Source organism: Burkholderia sp. BCC1999 (assembly GCF_905339975.1).
Taxonomy (GTDB): domain Bacteria; phylum Pseudomonadota; class Gammaproteobacteria; order Burkholderiales; family Burkholderiaceae; genus Burkholderia.
The window spans coordinates 29,289-52,693 of record NZ_CAJPHP010000036.1 but is presented as its reverse complement, the minus strand read 5'-3'; the positions used below and the strand labels follow the sequence as shown (position 1 = coordinate 52,693).

22 protein-coding genes are annotated in these 23,405 nt (G+C 68.5%); 15 read left to right on the top strand and 7 right to left on the bottom strand.

Annotated elements, in window-relative coordinates; all coding sequences use genetic code 11:
- The first annotated feature begins 483 nt into the window (after nucleotides 1–483).
- From U5809_RS33310 to U5809_RS33280, 7 genes are all read left to right on the top strand, one after another.
- Nucleotides 484–1,170: an orotate phosphoribosyltransferase gene (locus U5809_RS33310; RefSeq protein ID WP_006482887.1), complete on the top strand. Its 687-nt coding sequence runs from the start codon at nucleotides 484–486 to the stop codon at nucleotides 1,168–1,170.
- 240 nt (nucleotides 1,171–1,410) lie between these two features.
- Entirely contained in the window at nucleotides 1,411–2,007 is a 597-nt protein-coding gene (locus tag U5809_RS33305) for a YbhB/YbcL family Raf kinase inhibitor-like protein (RefSeq protein WP_322089670.1), read from the top strand.
- A gap of 192 nt (nucleotides 2,008–2,199) precedes the next feature.
- Complete coding sequence (locus tag U5809_RS33300) at nucleotides 2,200–2,772, top strand: flavodoxin family protein (RefSeq protein WP_322089669.1); 573 nt, start codon at nucleotides 2,200–2,202, stop codon at nucleotides 2,770–2,772.
- A 161-nt stretch (nucleotides 2,773–2,933) separates the two neighbouring features.
- Entirely contained in the window at nucleotides 2,934–3,884 is a 951-nt protein-coding gene (gene argC, locus U5809_RS33295; RefSeq protein WP_282506411.1) for an N-acetyl-gamma-glutamyl-phosphate reductase, read from the top strand.
- A 434-nt stretch (nucleotides 3,885–4,318) separates the two neighbouring features.
- Nucleotides 4,319–5,737 carry a DUF2957 domain-containing protein gene (locus U5809_RS33290; RefSeq protein ID WP_322089668.1) on the top strand — a complete coding sequence of 473 codons (1,419 nt, stop codon included), beginning with the start codon at nucleotides 4,319–4,321 and terminating at the stop codon, nucleotides 5,735–5,737.
- 148 nt (nucleotides 5,738–5,885) lie between these two features.
- Nucleotides 5,886–7,127 carry a DUF2957 domain-containing protein gene (locus U5809_RS33285; RefSeq protein WP_322089667.1) on the top strand — a complete coding sequence of 414 codons (1,242 nt, stop codon included), beginning with the start codon at nucleotides 5,886–5,888 and terminating at the stop codon, nucleotides 7,125–7,127.
- Between the two features lie 18 nt (nucleotides 7,128–7,145).
- Nucleotides 7,146–7,979 (top strand): OmpW/AlkL family protein, encoded by an 834-nt coding sequence (locus U5809_RS33280; RefSeq protein WP_322089666.1) that lies wholly within the window; start codon nucleotides 7,146–7,148, stop codon nucleotides 7,977–7,979.
- Between the two features lie 184 nt (nucleotides 7,980–8,163).
- On the opposite strand, the gene U5809_RS33275 is transcribed toward U5809_RS33280, so the two are convergent.
- A complete protein-coding gene (locus U5809_RS33275) occupies nucleotides 8,164–9,093 on the bottom strand; it encodes a LysR family transcriptional regulator (RefSeq protein ID WP_322089665.1) in 930 nt (309 codons plus the stop codon).
- Between the two features lie 97 nt (nucleotides 9,094–9,190).
- Between U5809_RS33275 and U5809_RS33270 the strand changes: the two genes are divergently transcribed.
- The gene (locus U5809_RS33270) at nucleotides 9,191–10,474 is read left to right on the top strand and encodes an MFS transporter (protein WP_322089664.1); all 1,284 of its coding nucleotides are present in this window, start codon (nucleotides 9,191–9,193) and stop codon (nucleotides 10,472–10,474) included.
- A gap of 90 nt (nucleotides 10,475–10,564) precedes the next feature.
- On the opposite strand, the gene U5809_RS33265 is transcribed toward U5809_RS33270, so the two are convergent.
- The gene (locus tag U5809_RS33265; RefSeq protein ID WP_282506405.1) at nucleotides 10,565–11,206 is read right to left on the bottom strand and encodes a LysE family translocator; all 642 of its coding nucleotides are present in this window, start codon (nucleotides 11,204–11,206) and stop codon (nucleotides 10,565–10,567) included.
- 71 nt (nucleotides 11,207–11,277) lie between these two features.
- Nucleotides 11,278–12,354: an NAD(P)-dependent oxidoreductase gene (locus tag U5809_RS33260; RefSeq protein ID WP_322089663.1), complete on the bottom strand. Its 1,077-nt coding sequence runs from the start codon at nucleotides 12,352–12,354 to the stop codon at nucleotides 11,278–11,280.
- Here U5809_RS33260 and U5809_RS33255 point away from each other — a divergent pair.
- On the top strand, nucleotides 12,244–13,020 hold the full coding sequence (locus U5809_RS33255) for a Mut7-C RNAse domain-containing protein (protein WP_322089662.1): 777 nt from the start codon (nucleotides 12,244–12,246) through the stop codon (nucleotides 13,018–13,020). The two genes, U5809_RS33260 and U5809_RS33255, sit on opposite strands and share 111 nt — an antisense overlap.
- A 77-nt stretch (nucleotides 13,021–13,097) precedes the next feature.
- Here the strand turns inward: U5809_RS33255 and U5809_RS33250 are convergent, their stop codons facing one another.
- Nucleotides 13,098–13,331, bottom strand: a complete 234-nt coding sequence (locus U5809_RS33250; RefSeq protein ID WP_043185133.1) for a hypothetical protein — start codon at nucleotides 13,329–13,331, stop codon at nucleotides 13,098–13,100.
- A 359-nt stretch (nucleotides 13,332–13,690) separates the two neighbouring features.
- Between U5809_RS33250 and U5809_RS33245 the strand changes: the two genes are divergently transcribed.
- The 4 genes from U5809_RS33245 to U5809_RS33230 are packed head-to-tail and all read left to right on the top strand — an operon-like array spanning nucleotide 13,691 to nucleotide 17,951.
- Nucleotides 13,691–14,896: an efflux RND transporter periplasmic adaptor subunit gene (locus tag U5809_RS33245; protein ID WP_322089661.1), complete on the top strand. Its 1,206-nt coding sequence runs from the start codon at nucleotides 13,691–13,693 to the stop codon at nucleotides 14,894–14,896.
- 5 nt (nucleotides 14,897–14,901) lie between these two features.
- A complete protein-coding gene (locus tag U5809_RS33240) occupies nucleotides 14,902–15,600 on the top strand; it encodes an ABC transporter ATP-binding protein (protein WP_176048879.1) in 699 nt (232 codons plus the stop codon).
- Between the two features lie 21 nt (nucleotides 15,601–15,621).
- Nucleotides 15,622–16,776 (top strand): ABC transporter permease, encoded by a 1,155-nt coding sequence (locus U5809_RS33235; protein WP_322089660.1) that lies wholly within the window; start codon nucleotides 15,622–15,624, stop codon nucleotides 16,774–16,776.
- A gap of 8 nt (nucleotides 16,777–16,784) precedes the next feature.
- Nucleotides 16,785–17,951, top strand: coding sequence for an ABC transporter permease (locus U5809_RS33230; protein ID WP_322089659.1), 1,167 nt, complete (start codon nucleotides 16,785–16,787; stop codon nucleotides 17,949–17,951).
- 13 nt (nucleotides 17,952–17,964) lie between these two features.
- Here the strand turns inward: U5809_RS33230 and U5809_RS33225 are convergent, their stop codons facing one another.
- The 3 genes from U5809_RS33225 to U5809_RS33215 all read right to left on the bottom strand — a co-directional run bounded on the left by U5809_RS33225 (nucleotide 17,965) and on the right by U5809_RS33215 (nucleotide 20,797).
- Complete coding sequence (locus tag U5809_RS33225) at nucleotides 17,965–19,299, bottom strand: carotenoid oxygenase family protein (protein ID WP_322089658.1); 1,335 nt, start codon at nucleotides 19,297–19,299, stop codon at nucleotides 17,965–17,967.
- Nucleotides 19,300–19,314: 15 nt separating this feature from the next.
- Nucleotides 19,315–19,941: a DUF2239 family protein gene (locus tag U5809_RS33220; protein WP_322089657.1), complete on the bottom strand. Its 627-nt coding sequence runs from the start codon at nucleotides 19,939–19,941 to the stop codon at nucleotides 19,315–19,317.
- Nucleotides 19,942–20,065: 124 nt separating this feature from the next.
- Nucleotides 20,066–20,797, bottom strand: a complete 732-nt coding sequence (locus tag U5809_RS33215; RefSeq protein ID WP_322089656.1) for a glutathione S-transferase — start codon at nucleotides 20,795–20,797, stop codon at nucleotides 20,066–20,068.
- A 40-nt stretch (nucleotides 20,798–20,837) separates the two neighbouring features.
- On the opposite strand from U5809_RS33215, the gene U5809_RS33210 reads away from it, so the two are divergent.
- Nucleotides 20,838–21,812 (top strand): LysR family transcriptional regulator, encoded by a 975-nt coding sequence (locus U5809_RS33210; protein ID WP_322089655.1) that lies wholly within the window; start codon nucleotides 20,838–20,840, stop codon nucleotides 21,810–21,812.
- A gap of 212 nt (nucleotides 21,813–22,024) precedes the next feature.
- Nucleotides 22,025–23,365: an MFS transporter gene (locus U5809_RS33205; protein WP_176048892.1), complete on the top strand. Its 1,341-nt coding sequence runs from the start codon at nucleotides 22,025–22,027 to the stop codon at nucleotides 23,363–23,365.
- The last annotated feature ends 40 nt before the right edge of the window (nucleotides 23,366–23,405 follow it).

Here is a 23,405-nt window from a genome sequence, read left to right as displayed (position 1 = left end):
GCCTGCTTCAGTTGTTCGTCCATGATTGACCTGCGAGAGACATGCGAAATATTGACGGCTCAGTACACAGCACCTTCAGCCGCGTCTGCTTGAATCGAGGGGATGGTCGACTGCGAGACGGCACGCGACGCGCCGGGTCGGCACGCCATCGAACCTTGGCGGGTGGCAAGAGGAAAGTACAAAGTACTGAACGATTTCTAAGGGCCGCCTAGTGTACACCCCCTAAATGACCTCCGTTGGTGCAGCGCCGCATCCCTGGCATCAGCGTCGGGGCGGTCGCGCCCCGTTTGTTTCGCCGGTGGTGAGCGGGGGCGCGAACCTGCTCGAATTCCGCCGGAAACCGGCCTGAATCGGGTAAAATGTCGGGCTACGCGCGCAGCGATGCGATTGGCCCCCCGATCGCGCCCCGGCCCCCAGGGCAGGTTCCCCTTGCTGCGCCACCGGGCCCGCGCCCGCTCCTCGCTCAACACCCAAGGAATGCCCATGACAGGCTACGATCGTCAGTCGATCTCGGATACGACCGCCAAAATCCTGCTCGAAGTGCAGGCGGTGCACTTCAACGCCGAAAAACCGTTCATCTTCACGTCCGGCTGGGCAAGCCCCGTCTATATCGACTGCCGCAAGCTGATCTCGTACCCGCGCGTGCGCCGGGCGCTGATGGAAATGGCGGAAACGACGATCACGCGCGACATCGGCTTCGAACAGATCGACGCGGTGGCGGGCGGCGAGACGGCCGGTATCCCGTTCGCGGCCTGGATCGCGGACCGGATGATGGTGCCGATGCAGTACGTGCGCAAGAAGCCGAAGGGTTTCGGCCGCAATGCGCAGATCGAAGGCCATCTGGAAGAAGGCTCGCGCGTGCTGCTGGTGGAAGACCTGACGACCGACAGCCGCAGCAAGATCAACTTCGTCAACGCGCTGCGCACCGCGGGTGCGACGGTGAACCACTGCTTCGTGCTGTTCCACTACAACATCTTCAAGGAAAGCGTGTCGGTCCTGAAGGACATCGACGTCGACCTGCATGCGCTGGCGACGTGGTGGGACGTGCTGCGCGTCGCGAAGGCGTCGGGCTACTTCGAGACGAAGACGCTCGACGAAGTCGAGAAATTCCTGCACGCGCCGGCCGAGTGGTCGGCTGCGCACGGCGGCGCCACGGCCCCGAAGGAATGACGCCGCGCCGGCATGCATGCCGGCGTCCTGGCTGAAAAAACCGCCCGCTCGATCGCGGGCGGTTTTTTTTCGTCCGCCGGTCCGCACGATGACCGATCGCAATCGCGGGTTGCGGCGTGCGTCGCTCATCGAACCCTAATGCTAGACTTGAACCGTCGCCGCCATCAGCTGCGCGGGCAACGCACAACGCCAACAACGCCGGGAGCATCGGCCCGGCCCACGTGACGGGAGAAGCGCCATATGCGTGTGGATCGCCGGATCACTCCGCCTGCGCCATCGGGTCGCCCGTCTCCGTCCATCCTCTTCGTCTTCGTCTGCGCCGCCGTGTTCGCGGTGCTGCCCGCGCATGCGCAAAGCCCCTTCACCGTGACGAGCGACGACCTGACGCCGGGCGGGCGCGTGCATGTCGCGAACGTGTTCGACCGCGGCGACTGCAAGGGCGCGAACCGCTCGCCGCAGCTCACCTGGCACAACCCGCCGCCCGGCACGCGCAGCTATGCGGTCACGATCTTCGATCCCGACGCGCCCGGCCACGGCTGGTGGCACTGGGCCGTCGCGGGCATCCCGGGCACCGTCACGAGCCTGCCGGCCGACGCGAGCGCGTCCGGCTTCCTGCGGCGCATCGGCGCGAGCGAGGCGCGCAACGACTTCGGGATCGACGGGTACGGCGGCCCGTGCCCGCCGCCCGGCAAGCCGCACCGCTACGTGATCACCGTCTACGCGCTGAAGGGCACCGACCTGCGTGTGTCGCAGGGCCGCCCCGCGCCGATGTTCGAACACGAGATCGGCACACTGGCGATCGGCACCGCGCAACTCACGGTCAACTACGGGCAGTAACGGCCGTCGCGATTGCCGGCCGCCGGGAATTTCAGTGCGCCGCCTGCGCGCGTTTTCCCGTCATTTCGGCTTGCTAGACTCGTGGTCACCGGTCGCGGCGCCACGCCGCGCATCCGTCGCGCCGCCCGCCGGCGACGCGTGACGCGGCGAGCCTGCGGTCCGCCGTTCCCGTCCCTTTCCGGAGAACGCTTCATGTCGAACATCGTCATCGTGTATCACAGCGGCTACGGTCACACGCAGAAACTGGCCGAGGCCGTGCATGCCGGCGCGCAGGACGCCGGCGCGAACGCGCGCCTGATCGCCGTCGGCGACCTCGACGACGCGGGCTGGGCCGCGCTCGACGCGGCCGACGCGATCATCTTCGGCGCGCCGACCTACATGGGCGGCCCGTCGGCGCAGTTCAAGCAATTCGCCGATGCCACGTCGAAAGCGTGGTTCACGCAGAAGTGGAAGGACAAGATCGCCGCGGGCTTCACGAACTCCGCGACGATGAACGGCGACAAGTTCTCGACGATTCAATATTTCGTCACGCTGGCGATGCAGCATGGGATGGTGTGGGTCGGCACGAGCCTGATGCCGGCCAACTCGAAGGCGGCCACGCGCAACGACATCAACTACCTCGGCGGCTCCACGGGCCTGCTCGCGCAATCGCCGGCCGATTCGACGCCCGACGAGGGCCCGCTGCCGGGCGACCTCGAGACCGGCAAGGCGTTCGGCCGGCGCGTGGCCGAAGCGACCGCACGCTGGGACGCCGGCGCCCGCTGAGCCCGCCCCGACGCCCGCGCGCCCGCAGCGGCGGGCATCAAAGGGACACAAGACGGCCCGCCGGCCGTCTTTTTTCGCCCCGCGCGGCGCAGACCCGCCGGATGACGTCTTAAAATGGCGGTTTCCGGGCGCGGGCCCGCGTTTCATTCAGTGAGAGCGAAATGAGCACCAAAGTTTTTGTCGACGGCCAGGAAGGCACGACCGGCCTCAAGATCTTCGAATACCTGTCGGCACGCAACGACATCGAAATCCTGCGTATCGATGAAGCGAAGCGCAAGGACGTCGACGAGCGCCGCCGCCTGATCAACGCGTCGGACGTCACGTTCCTGTGCCTGCCGGATGTCGCGTCGCGCGAATCGGCCTCGCTCGTCGAGAACCCGAACACGACGCTGATCGACGCGAGCACCGCGTTCCGCACGAGCGCCGACTGGGCCTACGGCCTGCCGGAACTGACCCGCGCCCAGCGCGAGAAGATTCGTACATCGAAGCGCATCGCGGTGCCCGGCTGCCACGCATCGGCGTTCGTGCTCGCGATGCGCCCGCTCGTCGATGCCGGCATCGTCGCGCCGACGTTCGCCGCGCACAGCTACTCGATCACCGGCTACAGCGGCGGCGGCAAGTCGATGATCGCCGACTACGAAAATGCAGCGCCGGGCGGCAAGCTCGCGAGCCCGCGTCCGTACGCACTCGGCCTCGCGCACAAGCACCTGCCGGAAATGGCCGCGCATACGGGCCTCGCGAACGCACCGATCTTCACGCCGATCGTCGGCCCGTTCCTGAAGGGTCTCGCGGTGACGACCTACTTCACGCCCGAGCAGCTTGCGAAGCGCGCAACGCCGCAGGACGTGCAGCGCGTGTTCGCCGAGTACTACGCGGACGAAGCGTTCGTGCGCGTCGCACCGTTCGACGCGGACGCGAACCTCGACGGCGGCTTCTTCGACGTGCAGGCGAACAACGATACGAACCGTGTCGACCTGTTCGTGTTCGGCAACGCCGAGCGCTTCGTCACGGTCGCGCGCCTCGACAACCTCGGCAAGGGCGCGTCGGGCGCCGCGATCCAGTGCATGAACCTGAGCATCGGCGCGGCCGAGGACGCCGGTCTCAAACGCTGATTCAACATCGCACGCAATGCAAAGCCGGCCACTGGCCGGCTTTTTATTTACCCGTACCAGGCAATAAATAAAAAATCCCGGATCGCGCATTTACAAATATTTACAAGCTTTCCGTTGCGCGATTACCAGCGGATTAACTCCGCCCTTCTTTATCCAGTCAATCCCGAATAGGGATAGACCGGATACCGCCGCTTTAAACGCTGCCGTTATACGCAGGAAGGCCCTTCGACAGCCTGCCAAGCGTGGCACATCCCCCACTCCTGCAGCTTGCGGCGACCTCTTGCGCGTTTAAATTCTTACCGAATGCCGTATCCGACAAGGAATCAATAGCCGATACCCGTTTCAATCGCCTTTTTTAGACGGGTTCATCAATTGACAGCAAAAATCAAGGCGGCGACATTAGCTCGCACAATTAAACGATTGGAGACAGCGGCATGTCGCACGCCTTATCGAAGGGGGTGGCAACGGCCTTTGCCATTGCCCCTTTCCTGGTTGCATGTGGTGGGGGGGACGGCGGCGCACCTGCGCCGATCAACGCGCCCCAATGTTCCGGATCGAGCTGCGGCACGCAAGGGCCGCCGCCTTCGCAGCCCGTCAACGGCGCGCTGTGCCCGGCCAACGCCGACATCGTGAAGAGCACGTATCTCGGCGGCGCAGGTAGCGGCGAGATCGTCAGCGTCAACATCGACGCAGTCGCGATGACGTACACGCTCAAGTGGCTCGAATCGCCGATTCCGCTGAAGACGGGCACCGTCACGCCGAGTCGCGTCGGCACGACGATCGCCGGCAAGGTCATCCATCCGCCGACCGGCACGCTGCCGACCGCCGAGCAGACGCGTTGCGCGTTCGTCCTCACGCCGGGCACGGGCCCTGCGGCGGACGGCTCGACCTATTCGACGGCCGCCGACTTCAACCAGGCGAACCCGCCGATGCTGCTGGTCGGCATGGGCGTCGCAGGCGGCGGCATTCCCGGTGCGACGATCCAGTACGACGGGCTGACGATCATCCCCGGCGTCGTGCAGAACGTCGGCCAGGTGCCGAACCGCCACTTCGATTTCTATCCGTTCCTCGGTTTCGCGAGCACGACCACCGACCTGTCGAAGCTGCCGGGCACGTACAACGCGCTGATCTATCACCTCGTGCCGTCGGGCAACTACGCGACGAAAGGCACGAACTCGAGCGAGACGTTCGATGCGAACGGCGCGTGCACGTCGAGCGGCTCGGGTGGCTGCCAGACAACCGGCGATCCGTGGAAGACGAGCGCGAACGGCGGCTACTTCGACAGCACGAAGGCGCCGCAGACGCTGCCGCAGACGCAACTGCCGATCGTCGGCGCGACCGGCAAGTCGGCGACCGCCCACATGGTGATCGGCCAGCTCAACGGCGCGACGGTGCCGGTGATCGTGCGTACGGGCAACGTGAACCTCGGCACGCCGCCGCTGCACGTCGATGCGCAGGTCGACGACGAATCGGGCATCGCGGTGCTCGGCTCGGCAACGGCAATCACGTCGGGCGCGATCGACGGCGGCTACGCGGGCGCGGACTCGAACTTCAAGTACACGGCTGCGCTGATCCGCGGCAGCAACGCGTCGTTCATCAACCCGAGCACGCAGGCCGAGGAAGACGGCTTCACGCTCGACTATGGCCAGGCGACGCCGGGCCTGCTGAACGCGAAGACGACGCCGCCGAGCGGCGCGAGCTACCCGTCCGCATCGGGCGTGGTGATCGCGACGGGCGGGCTGTACGCGGCACTGGTCCAGGGCACGGTGAACGGCGGCGTCACGTCGACGTCGGCGAACTCGACGACCTCGTCGACACCGTACTTCGGCGTGGGTGCGCAGATCAGCAAGTAGCGAACGGGGACGCGGCGGCGGCTGGCCCGCTGCCGCGTAACGCACGGCGGCACGACGCGCGCGGCACGGCGCAGGCAGGACGAGCACCACCAACAGAAGCGGCCGACAGGGAGCTGGCCGCCGCACAAGACAAATCTGGAGGAGCAACATGAAGCGCAACCTCATTCTGGCGGCGGCCCTTGCCGCCCCCCTTCTTTCCGCCTGCGGCGGCGGCAGCGACAACCCGCCCCCGCTCGTCGAAGACCGGCTCTGTCCCGCCACGCTCGACTACAGCACCGTGTTCACGGGCGGCGCGGGCAGCGGCGAACTCGCGAAGGTCCAGCTCGACACGACCAAGATGACCTGGCAGGTGACGTACGTGGAATCGGCCGTGCCGCGCACGACCGGCACCGTCACGCCGACCCGCGCGGGCACCGTCGACAGCGGCACGCTCACGCAGGAAACGCTGCTGCCGACCAACAAGCTGAACCAGTGCGCGTTCCGCCTGAACGGCGCGAGCCTCGATCCGTCGCGCCCGGCGCGGATCTTCGTCGGCGAAGGCGTCGCGGGCGGCACGATCCCCGGCAAGGAAATCCAGTTCAACGGCGTGCTCGGCCAGGCCGCGGTGCCCGACACGAAATTCCCGTACTACCCGTTCATCGGCTTCTCGTCGATCGAAACCGACATCACGAAGGTCGCCGGGACGTACAGCCATATCGGCTTCGGTGAAGTGCCGTCGCAGAACTTCGCGCCTGCATCGATCGACGCGAAGGTGACGATCAACGCGGACGGCTCGTGGACCAAGTGCGATTCGACCGGCCAGTTCGCCGGCGGCGCATGCACGCAGCAAGGCACGAACTTCGCGCAATCCGCGGACGGCAGCGGCGCGTTCCAGTCGAACAACTACGCGAGCCAGCTGAAGCCGACGCTGTCGGCAACGCCGCAGGGCAAGGGCTTCATGATCGTCGGCAAGCTGCGCAACCAGCTCGTGCCGATCCTCGTTCGCACGGGTGTCGCAAACCCGAACCCGACGCCCGACAGCAACGGCGTGCCGGGCCTCACCGCCGACGACGAATCGAGCATCTCGATCCTTTCGCCGCAGACGGCCATCGCGGCCGGTTCGCAGAACGGCGAGTACGTGGGCGTCGACAGCCAGTTCGACTACCGGACCACCGCGCTGATCAACAACCAGGCCACACTGCTCGATCCGTTCCAGCCGTCGCAGGCCTCGCTCGCGACCGCGCTCGATCTCGACTACACGCAGAAGGTGCCGGGTACCGTCACGACGATTCACACGGGTTCGGGCAGCACGTCGCCGACCGGCAAGTTCATCTTCACGGGTGGCGTGTTCGGTTTCCTCGATAACGCGGGATCGACGCCGTATTTCACGATCGGCGCGTTCGTCCAGTAAGCGGAGGCGGAAGCCGTGATGAAGAAAACCCTTCTCCGCGCGGCGGCCGGCGCCGCCGTGCTGGCGCCGCTCGCGGCGCACGCACAGAGCGCCGGCAGCAACGTCGTCACGCTGGGCTGGTTCCACGTGATGCCGCAGCAGAGCAGCACGCCGATGACGACCAACGTCGCACCGACGCCGATCAACACGCCGCTGCGGCTGCCGCCGTCGTTCACGTCGCCGGGCACCGGGCTGCACACGAGCGGCGCCGACACCGTCGGCCTGACGGTCAGCCACTTCCTGACCGACCACATCGCGGTCACGTCGGTGGCCGGCGTACCGCCGGTGTTCAAGGTGTCGGGCCAGGGCACGATCAAGCCGCCCGGCCCTGCCGGCGCGCTCGGCACGCAGAACATCGGGCTGGGCTCGGTCAACCCGATCGTGAAGAGCGTGCGGCAGTGGAGCCCCGCGGTGATCCTGCAGTACTACTTCGGGCAGGCGACCGCGAAGTTCCGGCCGTTCCTCGGCCTCGGCGTGTCGTACAACTGGTTCAGCGACCTGCAGCTCAACACGAACTTCATCAAGCAGACGCAGGACAACCTCGGCGCGATCCTCGCGGCGGGTGCGGGCAAGCCGGGTACGACATCGGTGGAAGCGAAGGCGTCGTCGTCATGGCAGCCGGTGTTCAACGCGGGCCTGCAGTACAACATGACGGAGCATTTCGGGCTGGTCGCGTCGGTGACCTACATCCCGCTGAAGACGACGTCGACGGTGACGATCAAGGCGGCCGACGGTTCGGTGCTCGCCGAGTCGAAATCGGACCTGAAAGCCGACCCGATCATCAGCTACGTCGGGATGACGTACAAGTTCTGACGCCGGCAAGCGCCGGCGCATGGATTGCCGCGGCAAAATCGCAGGCAAAAAAAAGCCCGCCTAAGAGGCGGGCTGAATCCATATCAGAGGAGACATGGAGGAGACAGGTGCAACTATAGCGAATCGGTTTCCGCAATGCAACATTTCCGTAGAGAAAATAAGGATTTTCCCTCGAATGCTGCCTCTAGTTCGCCATTAACGCATCCGACCCTCTTCCGTTCTCGCGGTCGAGCACCTCGCCCAGCGCGTCGCGCAACAGCGCGACAGGCCGCACCAGCCGGCCCGGCAGCGTGCCGTGCACGATCCACACGTTGATCCGCGTTTCCAGCCCTGCCGTTTCCACGACCCTCAATGCATCGCGATGCGCGCTGCGCGCCAGCGCATTCGGCGCGGCGATGCCGATGCCGGCGCCGCGCGCGACCAGCGACAGTTGCAACTCCGAGCCGAACGCCTCGACCGCGACGTCGAACGGCAGCCCGGCCGCGCCGAGCGCGCGGCTCAGCGCCGAACGCATCCCGCAGCCGTCCTGGCTCAGCACCCACGGAAAACCCGACAGCGTGTCGAGCGACAGCGGACCGTCCGGCAACGGAAAGTCGCGCGCGGCGACGAGCACCGTCGGCTGCGTCGCGAGCAGCGTCGCGGTGAACGCGTCGGGCAGCACCGCGCTCGCCGGCACCATCACGGCCGCGACGTCGAGCGCACCGCGCTCGATGCCCTGCGTCAGCGCCGGCGACCAGCCGGCCGTCACGCGCAGCGTGAGGCGCGGGAACGCGTCGCGCAGCCGGTCGATCGGCCGCTCGAGCGCCAGCTCGGACAGGAACGGCGGGACGCCGATGCGCAACTCGCCCGACGGCTCGCTGTCCGGCGCACCGGCCGCCATCAGCTCGTCGACCGCCCCCAGCACGTTGCGCGCGAGCGCGTAGACGTCGCGCCCGGCGGCGGTCGGCTTCAGCGGCTTGCTTTGCCGTTCGAGCAGCGGCACGCCGAGCAGCGTTTCGAGGTTCTGCACGCGCCGCGTCAGGCCCGGCTGCGTCAGGTGGAGCTTCGCGGCCGCGGCGACCATCGACCCGCTGTCGACCACCGCGACGAACGCCAGGAGATCACGCGTATTCAAAACAAACTCGCATAATCATGTTAGACATATTTCAATTGTCGCATAAACATCGGGCACCTACGATGGGGATTCCTTCGCCCCCTCTCCCAGGCTTCCGATGAACTGCCCTGCCAACCGTTGCCCCGCCGCCGTTCCTCCGTCCGTCGCCGTGCCGCCCGCGCTGAGCACCGGGATGACGCTGTTCTTCGCCGCGACGGTCGGCGTGATCGTGATGGACCTGTTCGCCGCGCAACCGCTGACAGGCCCGATCAGCGCCGACCTTCATCTGCCGCCCGGCCTCGCCGGCCTCGTCGCGATGCTGCCGCAGCTCGGCTACGCGGCCGGGCTCGTGCTGCTCGTGCCGCTGGTCGACCTGCTCGAGAACCGCCGCCTGATCGTCGCGACGCTTGCCGCGTGTGCGGCCGCGCTCGCGCTGCCCGCGTTCACGCGGTCCGGCACCGTATTCCTGCTCGCGACGCTCGTCGCCGGCGCCGCATCGAGCGTGATCCAGATGCTCGTGCCGATGGCGGCGTCGATGGCGCCCGAAGCGCAGCGCGGCCGCGCGGTCGGCAACGTGATGAGCGGGCTGATGCTCGGCATCCTGCTGTCGCGACCGCTCGCGAGCCTGATTGCGGGCTCGGCCGGCTGGCGCGCGTTCTACCTGCTGGCGGCGGTCGCGAATGCGGCGATCGCCGTCGTGCTCGCGCTGCGCCTGCCGTCGCGTACCCCGCCGGTCACGGCCGGCTACCGCGCGCTGCTCGCGTCGATGGGGCGCCTGCTCGCCGACGAACCGGTACTGCGCCGGCACGCGCTCTCGGCGGCGCTCGCGATGGCCGCGTTCAGCGCGTTCTGGACGGCCGTCGGGCTGCGGCTCGCGCAGCCGCCGTTCGCGCTCGACCTGCACGGGATCGCGCTATTCGCGTTCGCCGGCGCCAGCGGCGCGATCGTCACGCCGCTCGCCGGCCGCGCCGGCGACCATGGCCACGGCCCGGCCGCGCAGCGGATCGCGCACGGCACGATGCTCGCCGCACTCGTCGTGCTCGGCATCGCCGGCGCCGGCTGGTTCGGCTTCGACGCGCATGCGCATCGCGGTGTCGCGCTCGCGCTGCTGGCCGGCGGTGCGGCGCTGCTGGACGCGGGCGTCATCGTCGACCAGACGATCGGCCGCCGCGAGATCAACCTGCTGAACCAGGCCGCGCGCGGCCGCCTGAACGGGCTGTTCGTCGGCCTGTTCTTCGTCGGCGGCGCACTTGGGGCAGCGCTCGCGGGCAGCGCGTGGGCCTGGGGCGGATGGAGCGCGGTGTGCGGCGCAGGCTTCGCGTTCGCAGGCGCAGCCGCCGTGTTCGGGCTCGCGGCCGGACGCGGGGCCGGCGACACTGCGTTGACTCGCCCGCGGGCGTAGGCAGACATAAAGCGGCCCCGAAAAGCCGAACGCCCCGCCCTCTTGCGAGGGACGGGGCGTTCGGCACACCGGAATCCGGTCAGGTCGAAATCAGTGACGGACCAGCGCCATCATCGCGCCGAAGCCGACGAACAGCCCGCCCGTCAGCCGGTTGAACACCTTCGCGACGCTCTGGCTCTTCAGCGTCGCGCCGATGCGCGTGCCGAACGACGCGTAGACGAGATACCAGCTCACCTCGATCACCGCGAACGTCACGACGAGGATGCCGAACTGCGGCAGCGTCGGTTCGGCCGCGTTGATGAACTGCGGCAGCAGCGCGGCCGCGAACAGGATCGCCTTGGGATTGCTGCCCGCGACCAGGAAACCGTTGCGGAACAGCGTCCCGCGCGATGCCGGCGCGACCTGGCGCGACACGGTTTCGACGTCGTCGGCAGGCTGCTCGTCGTCGACGCGCGCGCGCCACGCCTTCACGCCGAGGTAGATCAGGTAGGCCGCGCCCGCAAAGCGCAACGTGTTGAACATCGCCGGCCACGCCTCGAGCACGGCACCGAGACCCGCCGCCGACACCGACAACATCAGTACCAGCGCGCTAAGACAGCCGGCCATCGTCCACGCCGAACGTCGCAGCCCGTGCCGCGCGCCGTGTGTCATCACGAGCAGCATGTTCGGACCCGGAATCGCCGATACGACGAACACCGTCGCCACGAAAAGCCACCACGTATGCAAGTTCATGACCGCCTCTGCCTGAATGTCGGGAAAACGAAACGTCGATTATGCCGTGAGCACGGCGCTCGTGTCGCGCGTCAGCGGCCTGCGCGGCGCAGCGCGACCTCGCCGAGCACCGCGAAATCCTGGTCGCCGCCGCCGTGCGCGAGCGCATCGAGCAGGCTGTCGCGCACGACGCTCGCGATCGGCAGCGGCACCGACGTCGCGTCGCCGGCTTCCAGCGCAAGGCGGACGTCCTTCAGCCCGAGCCGGGCCTTGAAGCGCGCGGGCTCGTATTGCCGCTCGGCGATCATCGAGCCGTAGCCTGCATAGACGGGGCCCGGAAACACGCTGCTGGTGATCACGTCGAGGAAGTCGCGCATCGCGACGCCGTGCGCGCCCAGCAGCGCGGACGCCTCGCCGAGGGTCTCGATCGCCGACGCGAGCGTGAAGTTCGCGGCAATCTTCGCGACGTTCGCATGCTGCGGCAGCGAACCGAACCGCCAGGTCTTCTGGCCGATCGCGTCGAACAGCGGCTGCACGCGGTCGATCGCCTCGGCCGGGCCGCCGGCCATGATCGTCAGGCGCGCGGCGGCGGCGACGTCGGGCCGCCCCATCACGGGCGCTGCGACATAGTGGATGCCGCGCGATGCGTGCGCATGCGCAAGCGATTCGGCGAGCGCGACCGACACCGTCGCCATGTTCACGTGGATCAGACCCCGCGGCGCCTGCGCGAGCAGCGCGTCGTCGAACACCGCGCGCGCGGCGGCATCGTCGCCGAGCATCGAGAACACCGCGTCGCCGCGAAACGCGTCGGCCGGCGTGTCGACGATCTGCGCGCCGAACGCCGCGAGCGGCTCGGCACGCTCGCGCGACCGGTTCCAGACCCGCACCGTGTGGCCCGCCTTCAGCAGGTTCGTCGCGATCGCCTGCCCCATTTCGCCCAGCCCGATAAACCCGAGATCCATTGCCCGCTCCTTCGCTCCGTGAAGCCGCGAGTTAAACACAGATGCCGGCCGTCTGCAGCGCCTGCCGCCGGCCGGGCGCGGTGCGATACTGGACGGATGGCGACCGCGACCTTCCGCTTCCACGGCGAACTGAACGCCTTTCTCCCGCGCGCGCAGCGCGACCGCGCGTTCGGGCAGGCGTGCGCGCGCGACGCGACGGTGAAGCATGCGATCGAGGCGCTTGGCGTCCCGCATACCGAAATCGGCCGGCTTTGCGTGAACGACGCGCCGGCCGCGCTCGACCAGCCGCTCGGCGACGGCGACCGCGTCGAAGCCTTTCCGGAACGCGCGCAGCCGGTGGCGAACGGTGCGACCGCGCCGCAAGCGGCGCCGTGGCGCTTCGTCGCCGACGCGCATCTCGGCGGCCTCGCGCAACTGCTGCGCCTCGCGGGCTTCGACACCTGCTACGACAACCACTACCGCGACGACGAACTCGCGGCGCTGGCCACGCGGGAGGGCCGGATCGTGCTGACCCGCGACCGCGAACTGCTCAAGCGGCGCGCGGTCGTGCGCGGCTGCTACCTGCACGCGCTGCAGCCGGCCGACCAGTTGCGCGAACTGTTCGAGCGGCTCGATCTCGCACCGCACATGCGGCCGTTCCGGCTGTGCCTGCGCTGCAATGCGCCGCTGCATCCGCTCGACGCGGCCGCCGCCGCGCCACGTGTGCCGGACGGCGTCCGGCAGCGGCACCGCCGTTTCGCCGCGTGCGACGTGTGCCGGCGCGTGTTCTGGGAAGGCTCGCACTGGCGGCGCATGCGCGCGGTGGTCGATGCGATGCGTACGCCACCGCCGTCGCCGTCGCCATCGCCGCTGCCCGGCGAACGCGACACCTGAAAAAACAAAACCCCGCATGCCGAAACATGCGGGGTCTCGCGACGGGCGGCCGGCGGTGCCGGCCCCGGGCGAAGCGCTTAGTTTGCTGCGCCTGCGTCGTTCGTGCCGGCTGCCGAAGCGGCGGCGGCCTTCGCCTTGCCCTTGGCCGAACCGTGGTGCTTCAGCTGGTGCTTCGGCTTGCTGTGATCCTTCTTGGCCGGTGCCGGAGCAGCTGCCGACGTGTCGGCTGCCGGCGCGGACGCCTGTGCGAATGCCGAAACCGATGCGAGTGCGAATGCTGCGGCGATGATCGAAGCGAGCGTCTTCTTCATTGTTCTTCCTTTAGCGGAGAAAAAATCAAACGTACCGGTAGGTAAAGATGCGAGGCATTCGCATCGGAGCCCCAGGCCGCGAGGCCGGCTTTCGCCGTTCCGTCGCGACAAAACCTGACGCACTGGTTCCATAACGCATCGTGTTCGCGGCAAGTTGACACGTTGCTTGCGTCCCTCGGGTTTCCCCGGGGGAGCACGCGTATTCCCATGTCCGTGGCCGCTGCGGCGGCCGCCACGACAGCGCTGCAAACCGGCTCGCGCGCCATCGGGACGACGCTTATACTGGCGTCCATCCGTCCCTTTCCCCGGAAACCGGATCGCGGCCGTCGCCAGACCGCCGCCGTCTCGAGGCGCTCAAATTGCCCGATCACAATCTGGACAAACTGAAAATCGACCGGCGTCCGATCGCACCGGCGCCCCGCCGGCGCCGATGGGTGCGCTATGTGGCCGCCGCCGTGATCGTCGTCGTCGCGATCGTCGCCGGCATCGCGCTCACCGGCCGGCCGACCGTCGAAACCACATCTGTCACGTCCGCCTACCCGTACCAGAACGACACGCAACTCAATGCGACCGGCTACGTCGTGCCGCAGCGCAAGGCCGCGGTTGCGTCGAAGGGTCAGGGGCGCGTCGAATGGCTCGGCGTGCTCGAAGGCACGCGCGTGAAGAAGGACGAGATCATCGCGCGCCTCGAAAGCCGCGACGTGGAAGCGTCGCTGGCGCAGGCGCTCGCGCAGGCGAAGGTCGCCCGCGCGAACCTCGGCGTGCAGCAGGCCGAGCTGAAGGACGCCGAGATCGCGTTGCGCCGCACCGCGGCGCTCGCGCCGAAGGGCGCGGTGCCGGCCGCGCAACTCGACATCGACACGGCCCGCGTGAACAAGGCACGCGCATCGCTCAGCAGCGGCGAGGCCGCGATCGTGTCCGCCGACGCCAACGCGCAGGCCGCGCAGGTCGCGGTCGACCAGACGGTGATCCGCGCGCCGTTCGACGGAATCGTGCTCGCGAAGCATGCGAACGTCGGCGACAACATCACGCCGTTTTCGTCCGCGTCGGACAGCAAGGGCGCCGTCGTGACGATCGCCGACATGGACACGCTCGAAGTCGAGGCCGACGTCGCCGAATCGAACATCGCGAAGATCCGCGCCGAGCAGCCGTGCGAGATCCAGCTCGACGCGCTGCCCGACATGCGCTTCGCGGGCCGCGTGTCGCGCATCGTGCCGACCGTCGACCGCTCGAAGGCCACCGTGCTCGTGAAGGTGCGCTTCGTCGACCGCGACGAGCGCGTGCTGCCCGACATGAGCGCGAAAATCGCGTTCCTGTCGAAGCCCGTGTCGGCGCAGGACCGGCAGCCCGTGACGGCCGTGCAGGCAAGCGCCGTGGTCGAGCGCGACGGCCGGCCGGTGGTGTTCGTCGTGAAGGACGACACCGTGCACGCGGCGGCCGTGACGCGCGGCATGCGGATCGGCGAACTCGTCGCGGTCCGCGGCGTGAAACCCGGCGACACGGTCGTGCTTGCGCCCGGCGTGAAGCTGAAGGACGGCGCGAACGTGACCGTCGCGAAGAAGTAACGCGCGTGAACGACGCCTCGCCGCCCCTCGTCGAGATCAGCCACGTCGCGAAGTCGTACCGGCGCGGCAACCAGATCGTGCCCGTGCTGACCGACATCACGCTCGACATCGGCGAAGGCGACTTCGTCGCGCTGATGGGGCCGTCGGGCTCCGGCAAGAGCACGCTGCTGAACCTGGTGGCCGGCATCGACCGGCCCGACAGCGGCGAGCTGCGCGTGGGCGGGCTCGACATCTCGCAGCTCGCGGAGGCGCAACTGGCCGAATGGCGCGCGGCGAACGTCGGCTTCATCTTCCAGTTCTACAACCTGATGCCGGTGCTCACCGCGTTCGAGAACGTCGAGCTGCCGCTGATGCTCACGCACCTGTCGCGCCGCGAGCGGCGCGAGCGCGTCGAGCTCGTGCTCGACATGGTGAATCTCGGCGACCGCACGAGCCACTACCCGTCCGAGCTGTCGGGCGGCCAGCAGCAGCGCGTCGCGATCGCCCGCGCGCTGATCACCGACCCCGTGCTGATCGTCGCCGACGAGCCGACCGGCGACCTCGACCGCGCGTCGGCTACCGACGTGCTCGCGATGCTGCAGCGGATGAACGCCGAGCTCGGCAAGACGATCATCATGGTGACGCACGACGCACACGCGGCCGGCGCCGCGCGCGCGCTCGTCCATCTGGAAAAAGGGGAGCTGATCGATGGGCACGCCGGCTGACCGGCTGCGGGAGCGCGCGCGATGTACGTGCTGAAGCTGATCGCGCGCAACGCGCTGCGCCACCGGCTGCGCACGCTGCTGACCGTGCTCGGGCTCACGATCGCGGTGCTGGCGTTCGGGCTGCTGCACACCGTGGTCGACGCGTGGTACGCGGGCGCGGCCGCCGCGTCCAGCGGTCGGCTCGTCACGCGCAACGCGATCTCGCTGGTGTTTCCGCTGCCCGTCAGCTACGAGAACCGGATCCGCGGCGTCGACGGCGTGACGGCCGTGGTCCGCTCGAACTGGTTCGGCGGCATCTACCGCGACCCGAAGAACTTCTTCGCGAGCTTCGCGGTATCGGAAAACTATCTCGACCTGTATCCGGAATACATCATCCCGGCGCAGCAGCGCGCCGACTACGACCGCGACCGCCGCGGCTGCCTCGTCGGCCGCCAGCTCGCTACCCAGTTCGGCTTCAAGATCGGCGACGTGATCCCGTTGAAGGGCACGATCTATCCGGGCACGTGGGATTTCGTCGTGCGCGGGATCCTCGACGGCCGCGACGACTCGACGATCACGCGCCAACTGGTATTCCACTGGGACTACCTGAACGAAACGGTGCGCCAGCGCACGCCGAAGCAGGCCGACCAGGTCGGCGTGTTCGTGCTCGGCGTCGCGAACCCCGACGACGGCGCATCGATCGCGCGCAACGTCGACGCGGTGTTCAAGAACTCGCTCGCCGAGACGCTGACCGAGACCGAGCAGGCGTTCCAGCTGGGCTTCGTCGCGATGTCGAACCAGATCATCGCGGCGATCCGCGTCGTGTCGTACGTGGTGATCCTGATCATCATGGCCGTGATGGCCAACGCGATGGCGATGAGTGCGCGCGAACGCACGTCCGAATACGCGACGCTGAAGGCGCTCGGCTTCGGCCCCGGCTTTCTCGCGCTGATCGTGTTCGGCGAATCGGTCGTGATCGCGGTGGCCGGCGGCGGGCTCGGGATCCTCGCGACGCCGCCGGCCGCAAGCCTGTTCAAGCAGGCGGCAGGCGGCATCTTCCCGGTGTTCAAGGTATCGACCGAGACCGTCGTGCTGCAGGCCGCATGCTCGGTCGCGGTCGGCTTCGCTGCCGCGATCGTGCCGGCGTGGCAGGCCGCGCGCGTGCGTGTGGTCGAGGGCCTGCGGGCAATCGGGTAGCGATGCGCATGGCGATCCCGCTCAACTACATCGCGCGCAACCTGTGGACCCGGCGCCTCACCACCGCGCTCACTGCGGGCGGGATGGCGCTCGTGATCTTCGTATTCGCGACGGTGCAGATGCTCGATGCGGGGCTCACGCAGACGCTCGTCTCGACCGGCGAACCCGACAACGCCGTGGTGATCCGCAAGGGCGCCGAGACCGAGATCCAGAGTTCGATCGACCACCAGCAGGCCAACGCACTCGAGATGCATCCGGCCGTCGCGCTCGGCCCCAACGGCCGGCCGCTCGTGTCGAAGGAAGCCGTCGTGCTGATCTCGCTCGTGAAGACGTCGACCGGCAAACCGTCGAATGTCGTGATCCGCGGCGTGTCGCCCGCCGGGCTCGCGCTGCGCCCGCACGTGAAGCTCATGGCCGGCCGGATGTTCACGCCCGGCTCGTCGGAGATCATCGTCGGCAGCGCGATCGCGAAAGGCTTCAGCGGCACGCAGCTCGGCGACAGCCTGCATTTCGCGCAGCGCGACTGGACCATCGTCGGCATCTTCGACGCGGGCGGCAGCGGCTTCGACTCGGAAATCTGGGGCGACGTCGACCAGCTGATGCAGTCGTTCCGGCGCACCAGCTATTCGTCGATGGTGCTGCGCATCCCGAGCGCCGACGGCTTCGCGCGCTTCAAGGCCGACATCGACGTCGACCCGCGATTGACCGACGAAGCGAAGCGCGAGCAGACGTTCTACGGCGACCAGTCGAAGTCGCTTTCCACGTTCATCAACATCCTCGGCATCACGCTGTCGACGATCTTCTCGATCGCCGCGATGATCGGCGCGATGATCACGATGTATGCGTCGGTCGCGAACCGCGTGGCCGAGATCGGCACGCTGCGCGCGCTCGGCTTCAAGCGCAGGAACGTGCTCGCCGCGTTCCTGCTGGAAGCGCTGCTGCTCGGCTTCGTCGGCGGCGTCGCAGGGCTCGCGTGCGCATCGCTGATGCAGTTCGCGTCGTTCTCGACGACCAACTTCCAGACCTTCTCGGACCTGTCGTTCCGCTTCGTGCTGACGCCCGCCATCGTCGTGAAGACGCTGCTGTTCTCGCTCGTGATGGGGCTCGTCGGCGGCTTCCTGCCGGCGATGCGCGCCGCGCGGCTGAAGATCGTCGACGCGCTGCGCGCGCAGTGACGCGCGCAGCCGTTCATCCGCCTGCGCGCGGCACCCACGCGCCGTGGAACCCGGCCGGCACACGGCGTGGCAGGTGCACCGTCGCGACCGGCTCCGCGTCGATCGCGCGCGCATCGAGGATCACGACGTCGCTCGTGTCAGTCGCGGCGCGGTAGACCATCACCAGCAGCCAGCCGTCGTCCTCGTCGGTGCCGCCCGGGCGCGGCACGAACACCGGCTCGCCGTTCTGGTCGCCGGCCGGCACCGCGTAGTGCGTCGACGTGCCGCGCACGTGATCGAAGCGCATCACGCCGCGCATTTCCGCGTTGTTCGGCTGCTCGACCGCGTACAGGTAGCGATAGCGGCGCCCCGTCCGGCTTTCGTTGATGCGCGGCAATTCGATGCCGCCGTCGGCGAGCGGCCCTTCGTCGATCAGCCCGTTCGCCGTATCGATCACGTAGCGCCACAGCTCGCCGACCGGGTTGTCGGCGAAGCGGCCCGTGTGCGCGTCGAGCCGCAGGAACCACGGATAACGCACCGCATCGAGCACGATGCACGATTCGTCGCAGTCGTACGCGTTCACGACGTGCTGGATGAAGCACGGCTCGACGCCGAACCAGCGCACCGCGCCGCCGTGGCGCGGAATCACGCCGACGCGCGCGGGCCGGTCGTCGTGCCAGCGCAGCGGCATCCGGTGGCCCTGCTTCAGCAGCGAGAAGTCGTAACCGACGTTCAGGTCGAGCAACAGGCTGCGAGTTTCCGTGATCGCGAGGTCGTGCATCATCGATGGCGCACCCAGGTCGATCTCGACGTCGACACGCTGCACGCCGTGCGCGTCGATCACGCCGTAGCGTAGCCACGGCGCGCGCCAGTCCGCGCGGAACGTCATCAGCTCGCCGGTCACCGGATCGACCTTCGGATGCGCGGTCATGCCGCCGTCGAAGCCCCCATGCCGCGCCGGCACGCCGAGCGAATCGAGTTCGGCCGTGATCGCGAGCGGCGCGCCGCCCTCGGCCAGCGCGAGCAATTCGCCCGCATGCTGCAGCACGTTCACGTTCGGATTGGTGTCTGGCAGATGCGGCGCCTGCTTGGGCGCGCGCACGGCGGCCCAGCGCTGCGTGCGCGCCCAGCGGTTCCGGTAGCCGGCTGCGCGGCCGTCTTCGAACGCGATCGCGTGCAGCATCGCGGCTTCCGGCCACCACGACAGCATGTCGTTGCCTTCGAAGCGGCCGCCCGGCGGATTCGGGCCGTTGCGCAGCAGCGTGCCGCAGAGTTCGCGCGGGATGGCGCCCGTCACGCGCAGATCGACGACATCGACTTCGTCGGCAACCGGCGCAATCGCGCCGCGGTTCAGATCGAATACGGTCATTGCATCGGTGCTCCGTCAACAGTCTTCGGCGGACGGCGGCAGGTCGCCGCGCGCCAGGGCGAGCGCATGGTCGCGCACGTCGTCCGGCCAGCCGGCGGCCAGCTCGGCGAGCCGCGCCGGATCGTTCGCATACAGCGCCCGCGCGGCTTCCTCGAAACCGGGCAGGTCGCCCGCCATCGCCGACATGAAGTGGTACGCGCGGGTTTGCGCATCGCGGTGCCGGTCGGCCGCCGCATGCGTGCGCCGCGCGTCCTCGACGAGCTTGCGCAGCGCCACCGACGCGCCGCCCGGCTGCGCGCCGAGCCATTCCCAGTGACGCGGCAGCAGCGTGACTTCACGCGACACGACGCCGAGCTTCGGCCGGCCACGGCCGCGCTGTTCGCCGGTGCCTGCCGGCTCGCCGGCCGCGCCGGACGTATCGCCTGACGGCGGCGCATAGCGCGCGCGGATGTCGTCCTCGGTGCCGCGCAGGTCGAGGTCGATCGAGCGGCCCGTCGCATCATCGAAGATCAGGATCGCGCCGGGCATCGCGTCGCCGGCTGCCTGCCGGACCGCGAGCGCGACCGTCGCGAGCGGGCCCGACGCAAGCCGCCGGTGGCCGTCGAAGGCCGTGTACGAAGGGAGGAGCGTGGAGGTTGTCATCGTGGTCACCCGGAGGCAGGAATCGGAATGACGCTATTTTTATCCGGGTATTAATTGGATGTCAATATTATCCGGGTAAAAAAACACCGTCACGGATTCCCCCTTCGGACAACCGCGTTGCCGGTCAGGCCGCTCGGGCCGGCGCCGCGATACCGCGTGCGCTTGCCAGCGCGTCGTCGAGCGACACATGCCCTTCGAACGCCAGCGACGCCGGCAGCGGCAGGTTTTCCTCGATCGCGTGCGCGAACTGCACGCCCGCATCGTCGGCAAGCCGCGCACGCAGCGCGGCGATACGCGGGAACGCGTCGCGCTCGAATACCGCGTGGTAGTCGGCCCACCGAGCGATCCCGGAGAAGTACGCGTCGGCCAGCGTGCGCCGCGCACCCAGCAGCCACGGGCCGTCGCCGCGCTCGAGCAGCGCCTCGAGCTGCCGGTGCGCCTTCAGCACCTTGCCGCGGCCATAAGCCTGCAGCGCCGCTTTCTCGGCGCCCTCGGTGTCGTGTTCGTACACGTACCAGAGCGCGCCGAACGCGTTGAAGAACGTCGTGTTCAGCCACGCGAGCATCCGGTTCAGCCGGTCGAAATCCGCGCTGCCCTGGCGAAACGCGAGGCCGGTGTCGAGCGCCTGCGCGCCGATGTGACCGAGGATCGCGAGGCTTTCGGTCAGCACCTCGCCGTTCGCGGTCACGAATGCCGGCGTCTCGGCAACCGGGTTCAGCGCGAGATACGCGTCGCTCGTCGCGACGCTCGGCATCGCGATGCGCGATAGCCGGTACGGGCGGCCGGCCCATTCAAGCGCGACGATCGAGCCGAACGAGCAGCCGGCGGGAATGCCGTAGAGAAGGATCGGGGACATCGGGAGATTCCGCAGAAGTTGAACGAGCAGTCATGCTCCCATGGCGAACGATGGCGCAGTAGCCGCTAAAATTGAAACCCGTCGTTTCTTCATGTGGACGCTGAAAGTGAACCTGAACGACCTCTATCTGTTCGTGCAGGCGGTCGATGCGGGCAGCATGTCGGCGGCCGCGCGCCGGCTCGGCCTGCCGAAATCGACGGTCAGCAAACGCGTGGCCGAGCTCGAGCGCACGCTCGGCGCGCGGCTCGTGCATCGCACGTCGCGCAGCTTCCGGCTGACGCCGGTCGGCACCGAATTCTTCGAGCACGCACGCGCAGCCGTGATCGAGGCCGACAGCGCACGCGACGCGGTGCTGCGGCAGGCCGCCGAACCGGCCGGCGTCGTGCGGATCACGAGCTCGGTGCCGGTCGCGCAGCACATCCTCGCACCCTGCCTGCCGGCGCTGGCCGTCGCGCATCCGAAGCTGCTGCTGCAGGTTCATGCGAGCGACCGTCTCGTCGACATCGCGCAGGAAGGCTTCGACATCGCGCTGCGCAGCCATTTCGCGCCGCTGCCCGATTCCGCGCTCGTGCAGCGGCCGCTCGCGACGTCGCCCATCATCGCCGTGGCGTCGCCGGCCTATCTCGCACATGCCGGCATCCCGGACGAACCCGCCGATCTCGCGCGGCACGACGGCCTGCACCCGAGCCAGCAGCCGTGGCGGCTGCAGCGTGGCGACGACACCGTCGACGTGGCGCCGCGCATCCGCCTGCAGGCCGACGAATCGACGTTGCTGCTGCAAGCGGCGACAGCCGGCCTCGGCATCGCATGCCTGCCCGACTGGATCGCCGGCGCCGCGCTCGCGTCCGGCGCGCTCGTGCGCGTGCTGCCCGGCTGGCGCGCGGGCACCGTCACCACGACACTGCTGATGCCGCACCGGCGCGGCCAGTTGCCCGGCGTGCGCGCCGCCGTCGAGTTTCTCGCGCAGCACGTGGCGCACCATCACGGCACCGGCGCGGACGACGCGAGCGCGTGACCGATCGCGGCGCAGATCGATTCAAATGCTGAATCGATCAAGTCAGCAATTGGCATGAAAGCGCAAATTTCGACATGACAGAATGGTCCGGACGCCCTGCCCGTATCGGCGTCCGGGGCCCGGCTCCCGGCCGGAAGCACTCGTACATATAACGCGCGCACCGACGCGCCGGCCGCACGACGGCACCTTCCGCCCTTCGGAGGAGACAAGTCATGAATCCGCTTCACGCGCTGCCGGCGTCCGCGTCGGCAACGGCCCGGCGCACGCGCGTACGCTGGCTCGTGCTGACCGTCCTGTTCGCGGTCACGACGATCAACTACGCGGATCGCGCGGCGATCGCGATCGCGGGCCCGAGCCTCGCCCGCGCGCTGCACCTGAGCCACGTGCAGATCGGCTTCATCTTCTCCGCGTTCGGCTGGTCGTACGTGATCGCGCAACTGCCTGGCGGCTGGCTGCTCGACCGTTACGGGTCGCGCATCGTCTACGCATTCAGCATCTTCTTCTGGTCGCTGTTCACGCTGCTGCAGGGCGGAATCGGCTTCTTCGGCGGCGCAGCCGCGTTCGCGCTGCTGTTCGGGCTGCGCTTCCTGGTCGGTGCAGCCGAGGCGCCGTCGTTCCCGGCCAACAGCCGGATCGTGTCCGCGTGGTTCCCGGCCGCCGAACGCGGCACCGCGTCGGCGATCTTCAACGCCGCGCAGTACGCGGCGACCGTCGTGTTCGCGCCGCTGATGGGCTGGCTCGTGCACGCGTTCGGCTGGCAGTCGGTGTTTGCGGTGATGGGCGTGCTCGGCTTCGCGTTCGTCCTGGTGTGGAACCGCACGATGTACGACCCGAAGGACCACCCGAACATCAACCGCGCGGAACTCGACTACCTCGCCGAAGGCGGCGCGCTCGTCAACATCGACCAGGCGACGGGCGGGCGCGACGGCGGCCCGTCGATGCGCCACGTCAAGGCACTGCTGAGAAACCGGATGCTGGTCGGCGTGTACGTCGCGCAGTACTGCATCAACGCGCTCACCTATTTCTTCATCACCTGGTTTCCCGTCTATCTCGTGCAGGCGCGCGGGATGTCGATCCTCAACGCGGGGCTCGTTGCGTCGATCCCGGCCGTGTGCGGGTTCCTCGGGGGGATTCTCGGCGGCGTCGTGTCCGATGCGCTGCTCAAGCAGGGCCGCTCGCTGTCGGTCGCGCGCAAGGTGCCGATCGTGTTCGGCATGTTGCTGTCGATGTCGATGATCGTCTGCAACTACACCGATTCGCACGTGCTCGTCGTGCTGTTCATGGCGCTGTCGTTCTTCGGCAAGGGGCTCGGCGCGCTCGGCTGGGCCGTCAACGCCGACACCGCGCCGCGCCAGATCGCGGGGCTGAGCGGCGCGCTGCTCAACACGTGCGGCAACCTCTCCAGCATCACGACGCCGATCGCGATCGGCTATATCGTCGACCGCAGCGGCTCGTTCAACGGCGCGCTCGTCTACGTCGTCGCGCACGCGCTCGTCGCCGTGATCTGCTACCTGTTCGTCGTCGGCGAGATCCGCCGCGTCGAGCTTCAATGAACGGCGCGGGCCTCGCCGGCGCGTCCGGCGGCCCGCGCGC

Bases quoted from the DNA above. Each gene is read 5' to 3' on its own strand.
- U5809_RS33310 (WP_006482887.1), top strand. From the start codon at position 484: ATGACAGGCTACGATCGTCAGTCGATCTCGGATACGACCGCCAAAATC.
- U5809_RS33305 (WP_322089670.1), top strand. From the start codon at position 1,411: ATGCGTGTGGATCGCCGGATCACTCCGCCTGCGCCATCGGGTCGCCCG.
- U5809_RS33300 (WP_322089669.1), top strand. From the start codon at position 2,200: ATGTCGAACATCGTCATCGTGTATCACAGCGGCTACGGTCACACGCAG.
- argC (WP_282506411.1), top strand. From the start codon at position 2,934: ATGAGCACCAAAGTTTTTGTCGACGGCCAGGAAGGCACGACCGGCCTC.
- U5809_RS33290 (WP_322089668.1), top strand. From the start codon at position 4,319: ATGTCGCACGCCTTATCGAAGGGGGTGGCAACGGCCTTTGCCATTGCC.
- U5809_RS33285 (WP_322089667.1), top strand. From the start codon at position 5,886: ATGAAGCGCAACCTCATTCTGGCGGCGGCCCTTGCCGCCCCCCTTCTT.
- U5809_RS33280 (WP_322089666.1), top strand. From the start codon at position 7,146: ATGAAGAAAACCCTTCTCCGCGCGGCGGCCGGCGCCGCCGTGCTGGCG.
- U5809_RS33270 (WP_322089664.1), top strand. From the start codon at position 9,191: ATGAACTGCCCTGCCAACCGTTGCCCCGCCGCCGTTCCTCCGTCCGTC.
- U5809_RS33265 (WP_282506405.1), bottom strand. From the start codon at position 11,206: ATGAACTTGCATACGTGGTGGCTTTTCGTGGCGACGGTGTTCGTCGTA.
- U5809_RS33255 (WP_322089662.1), top strand. From the start codon at position 12,244: ATGGCGACCGCGACCTTCCGCTTCCACGGCGAACTGAACGCCTTTCTC.
- U5809_RS33260 (WP_322089663.1), bottom strand. From the start codon at position 12,354: ATGCTTCACCGTCGCGTCGCGCGCGCACGCCTGCCCGAACGCGCGGTC.
- U5809_RS33250 (WP_043185133.1), bottom strand. From the start codon at position 13,331: ATGAAGAAGACGCTCGCTTCGATCATCGCCGCAGCATTCGCACTCGCA.
- U5809_RS33235 (WP_322089660.1), top strand. From the start codon at position 15,622: ATGTACGTGCTGAAGCTGATCGCGCGCAACGCGCTGCGCCACCGGCTG.
- U5809_RS33230 (WP_322089659.1), top strand. From the start codon at position 16,785: ATGGCGATCCCGCTCAACTACATCGCGCGCAACCTGTGGACCCGGCGC.
- U5809_RS33225 (WP_322089658.1), bottom strand. From the start codon at position 19,299: ATGACCGTATTCGATCTGAACCGCGGCGCGATTGCGCCGGTTGCCGAC.
- U5809_RS33220 (WP_322089657.1), bottom strand. From the start codon at position 19,941: ATGACAACCTCCACGCTCCTCCCTTCGTACACGGCCTTCGACGGCCAC.
- U5809_RS33215 (WP_322089656.1), bottom strand. From the start codon at position 20,797: ATGTCCCCGATCCTTCTCTACGGCATTCCCGCCGGCTGCTCGTTCGGC.
- U5809_RS33210 (WP_322089655.1), top strand. From the start codon at position 20,838: ATGGCGAACGATGGCGCAGTAGCCGCTAAAATTGAAACCCGTCGTTTC.
- U5809_RS33205 (WP_176048892.1), top strand. From the start codon at position 22,025: ATGAATCCGCTTCACGCGCTGCCGGCGTCCGCGTCGGCAACGGCCCGG.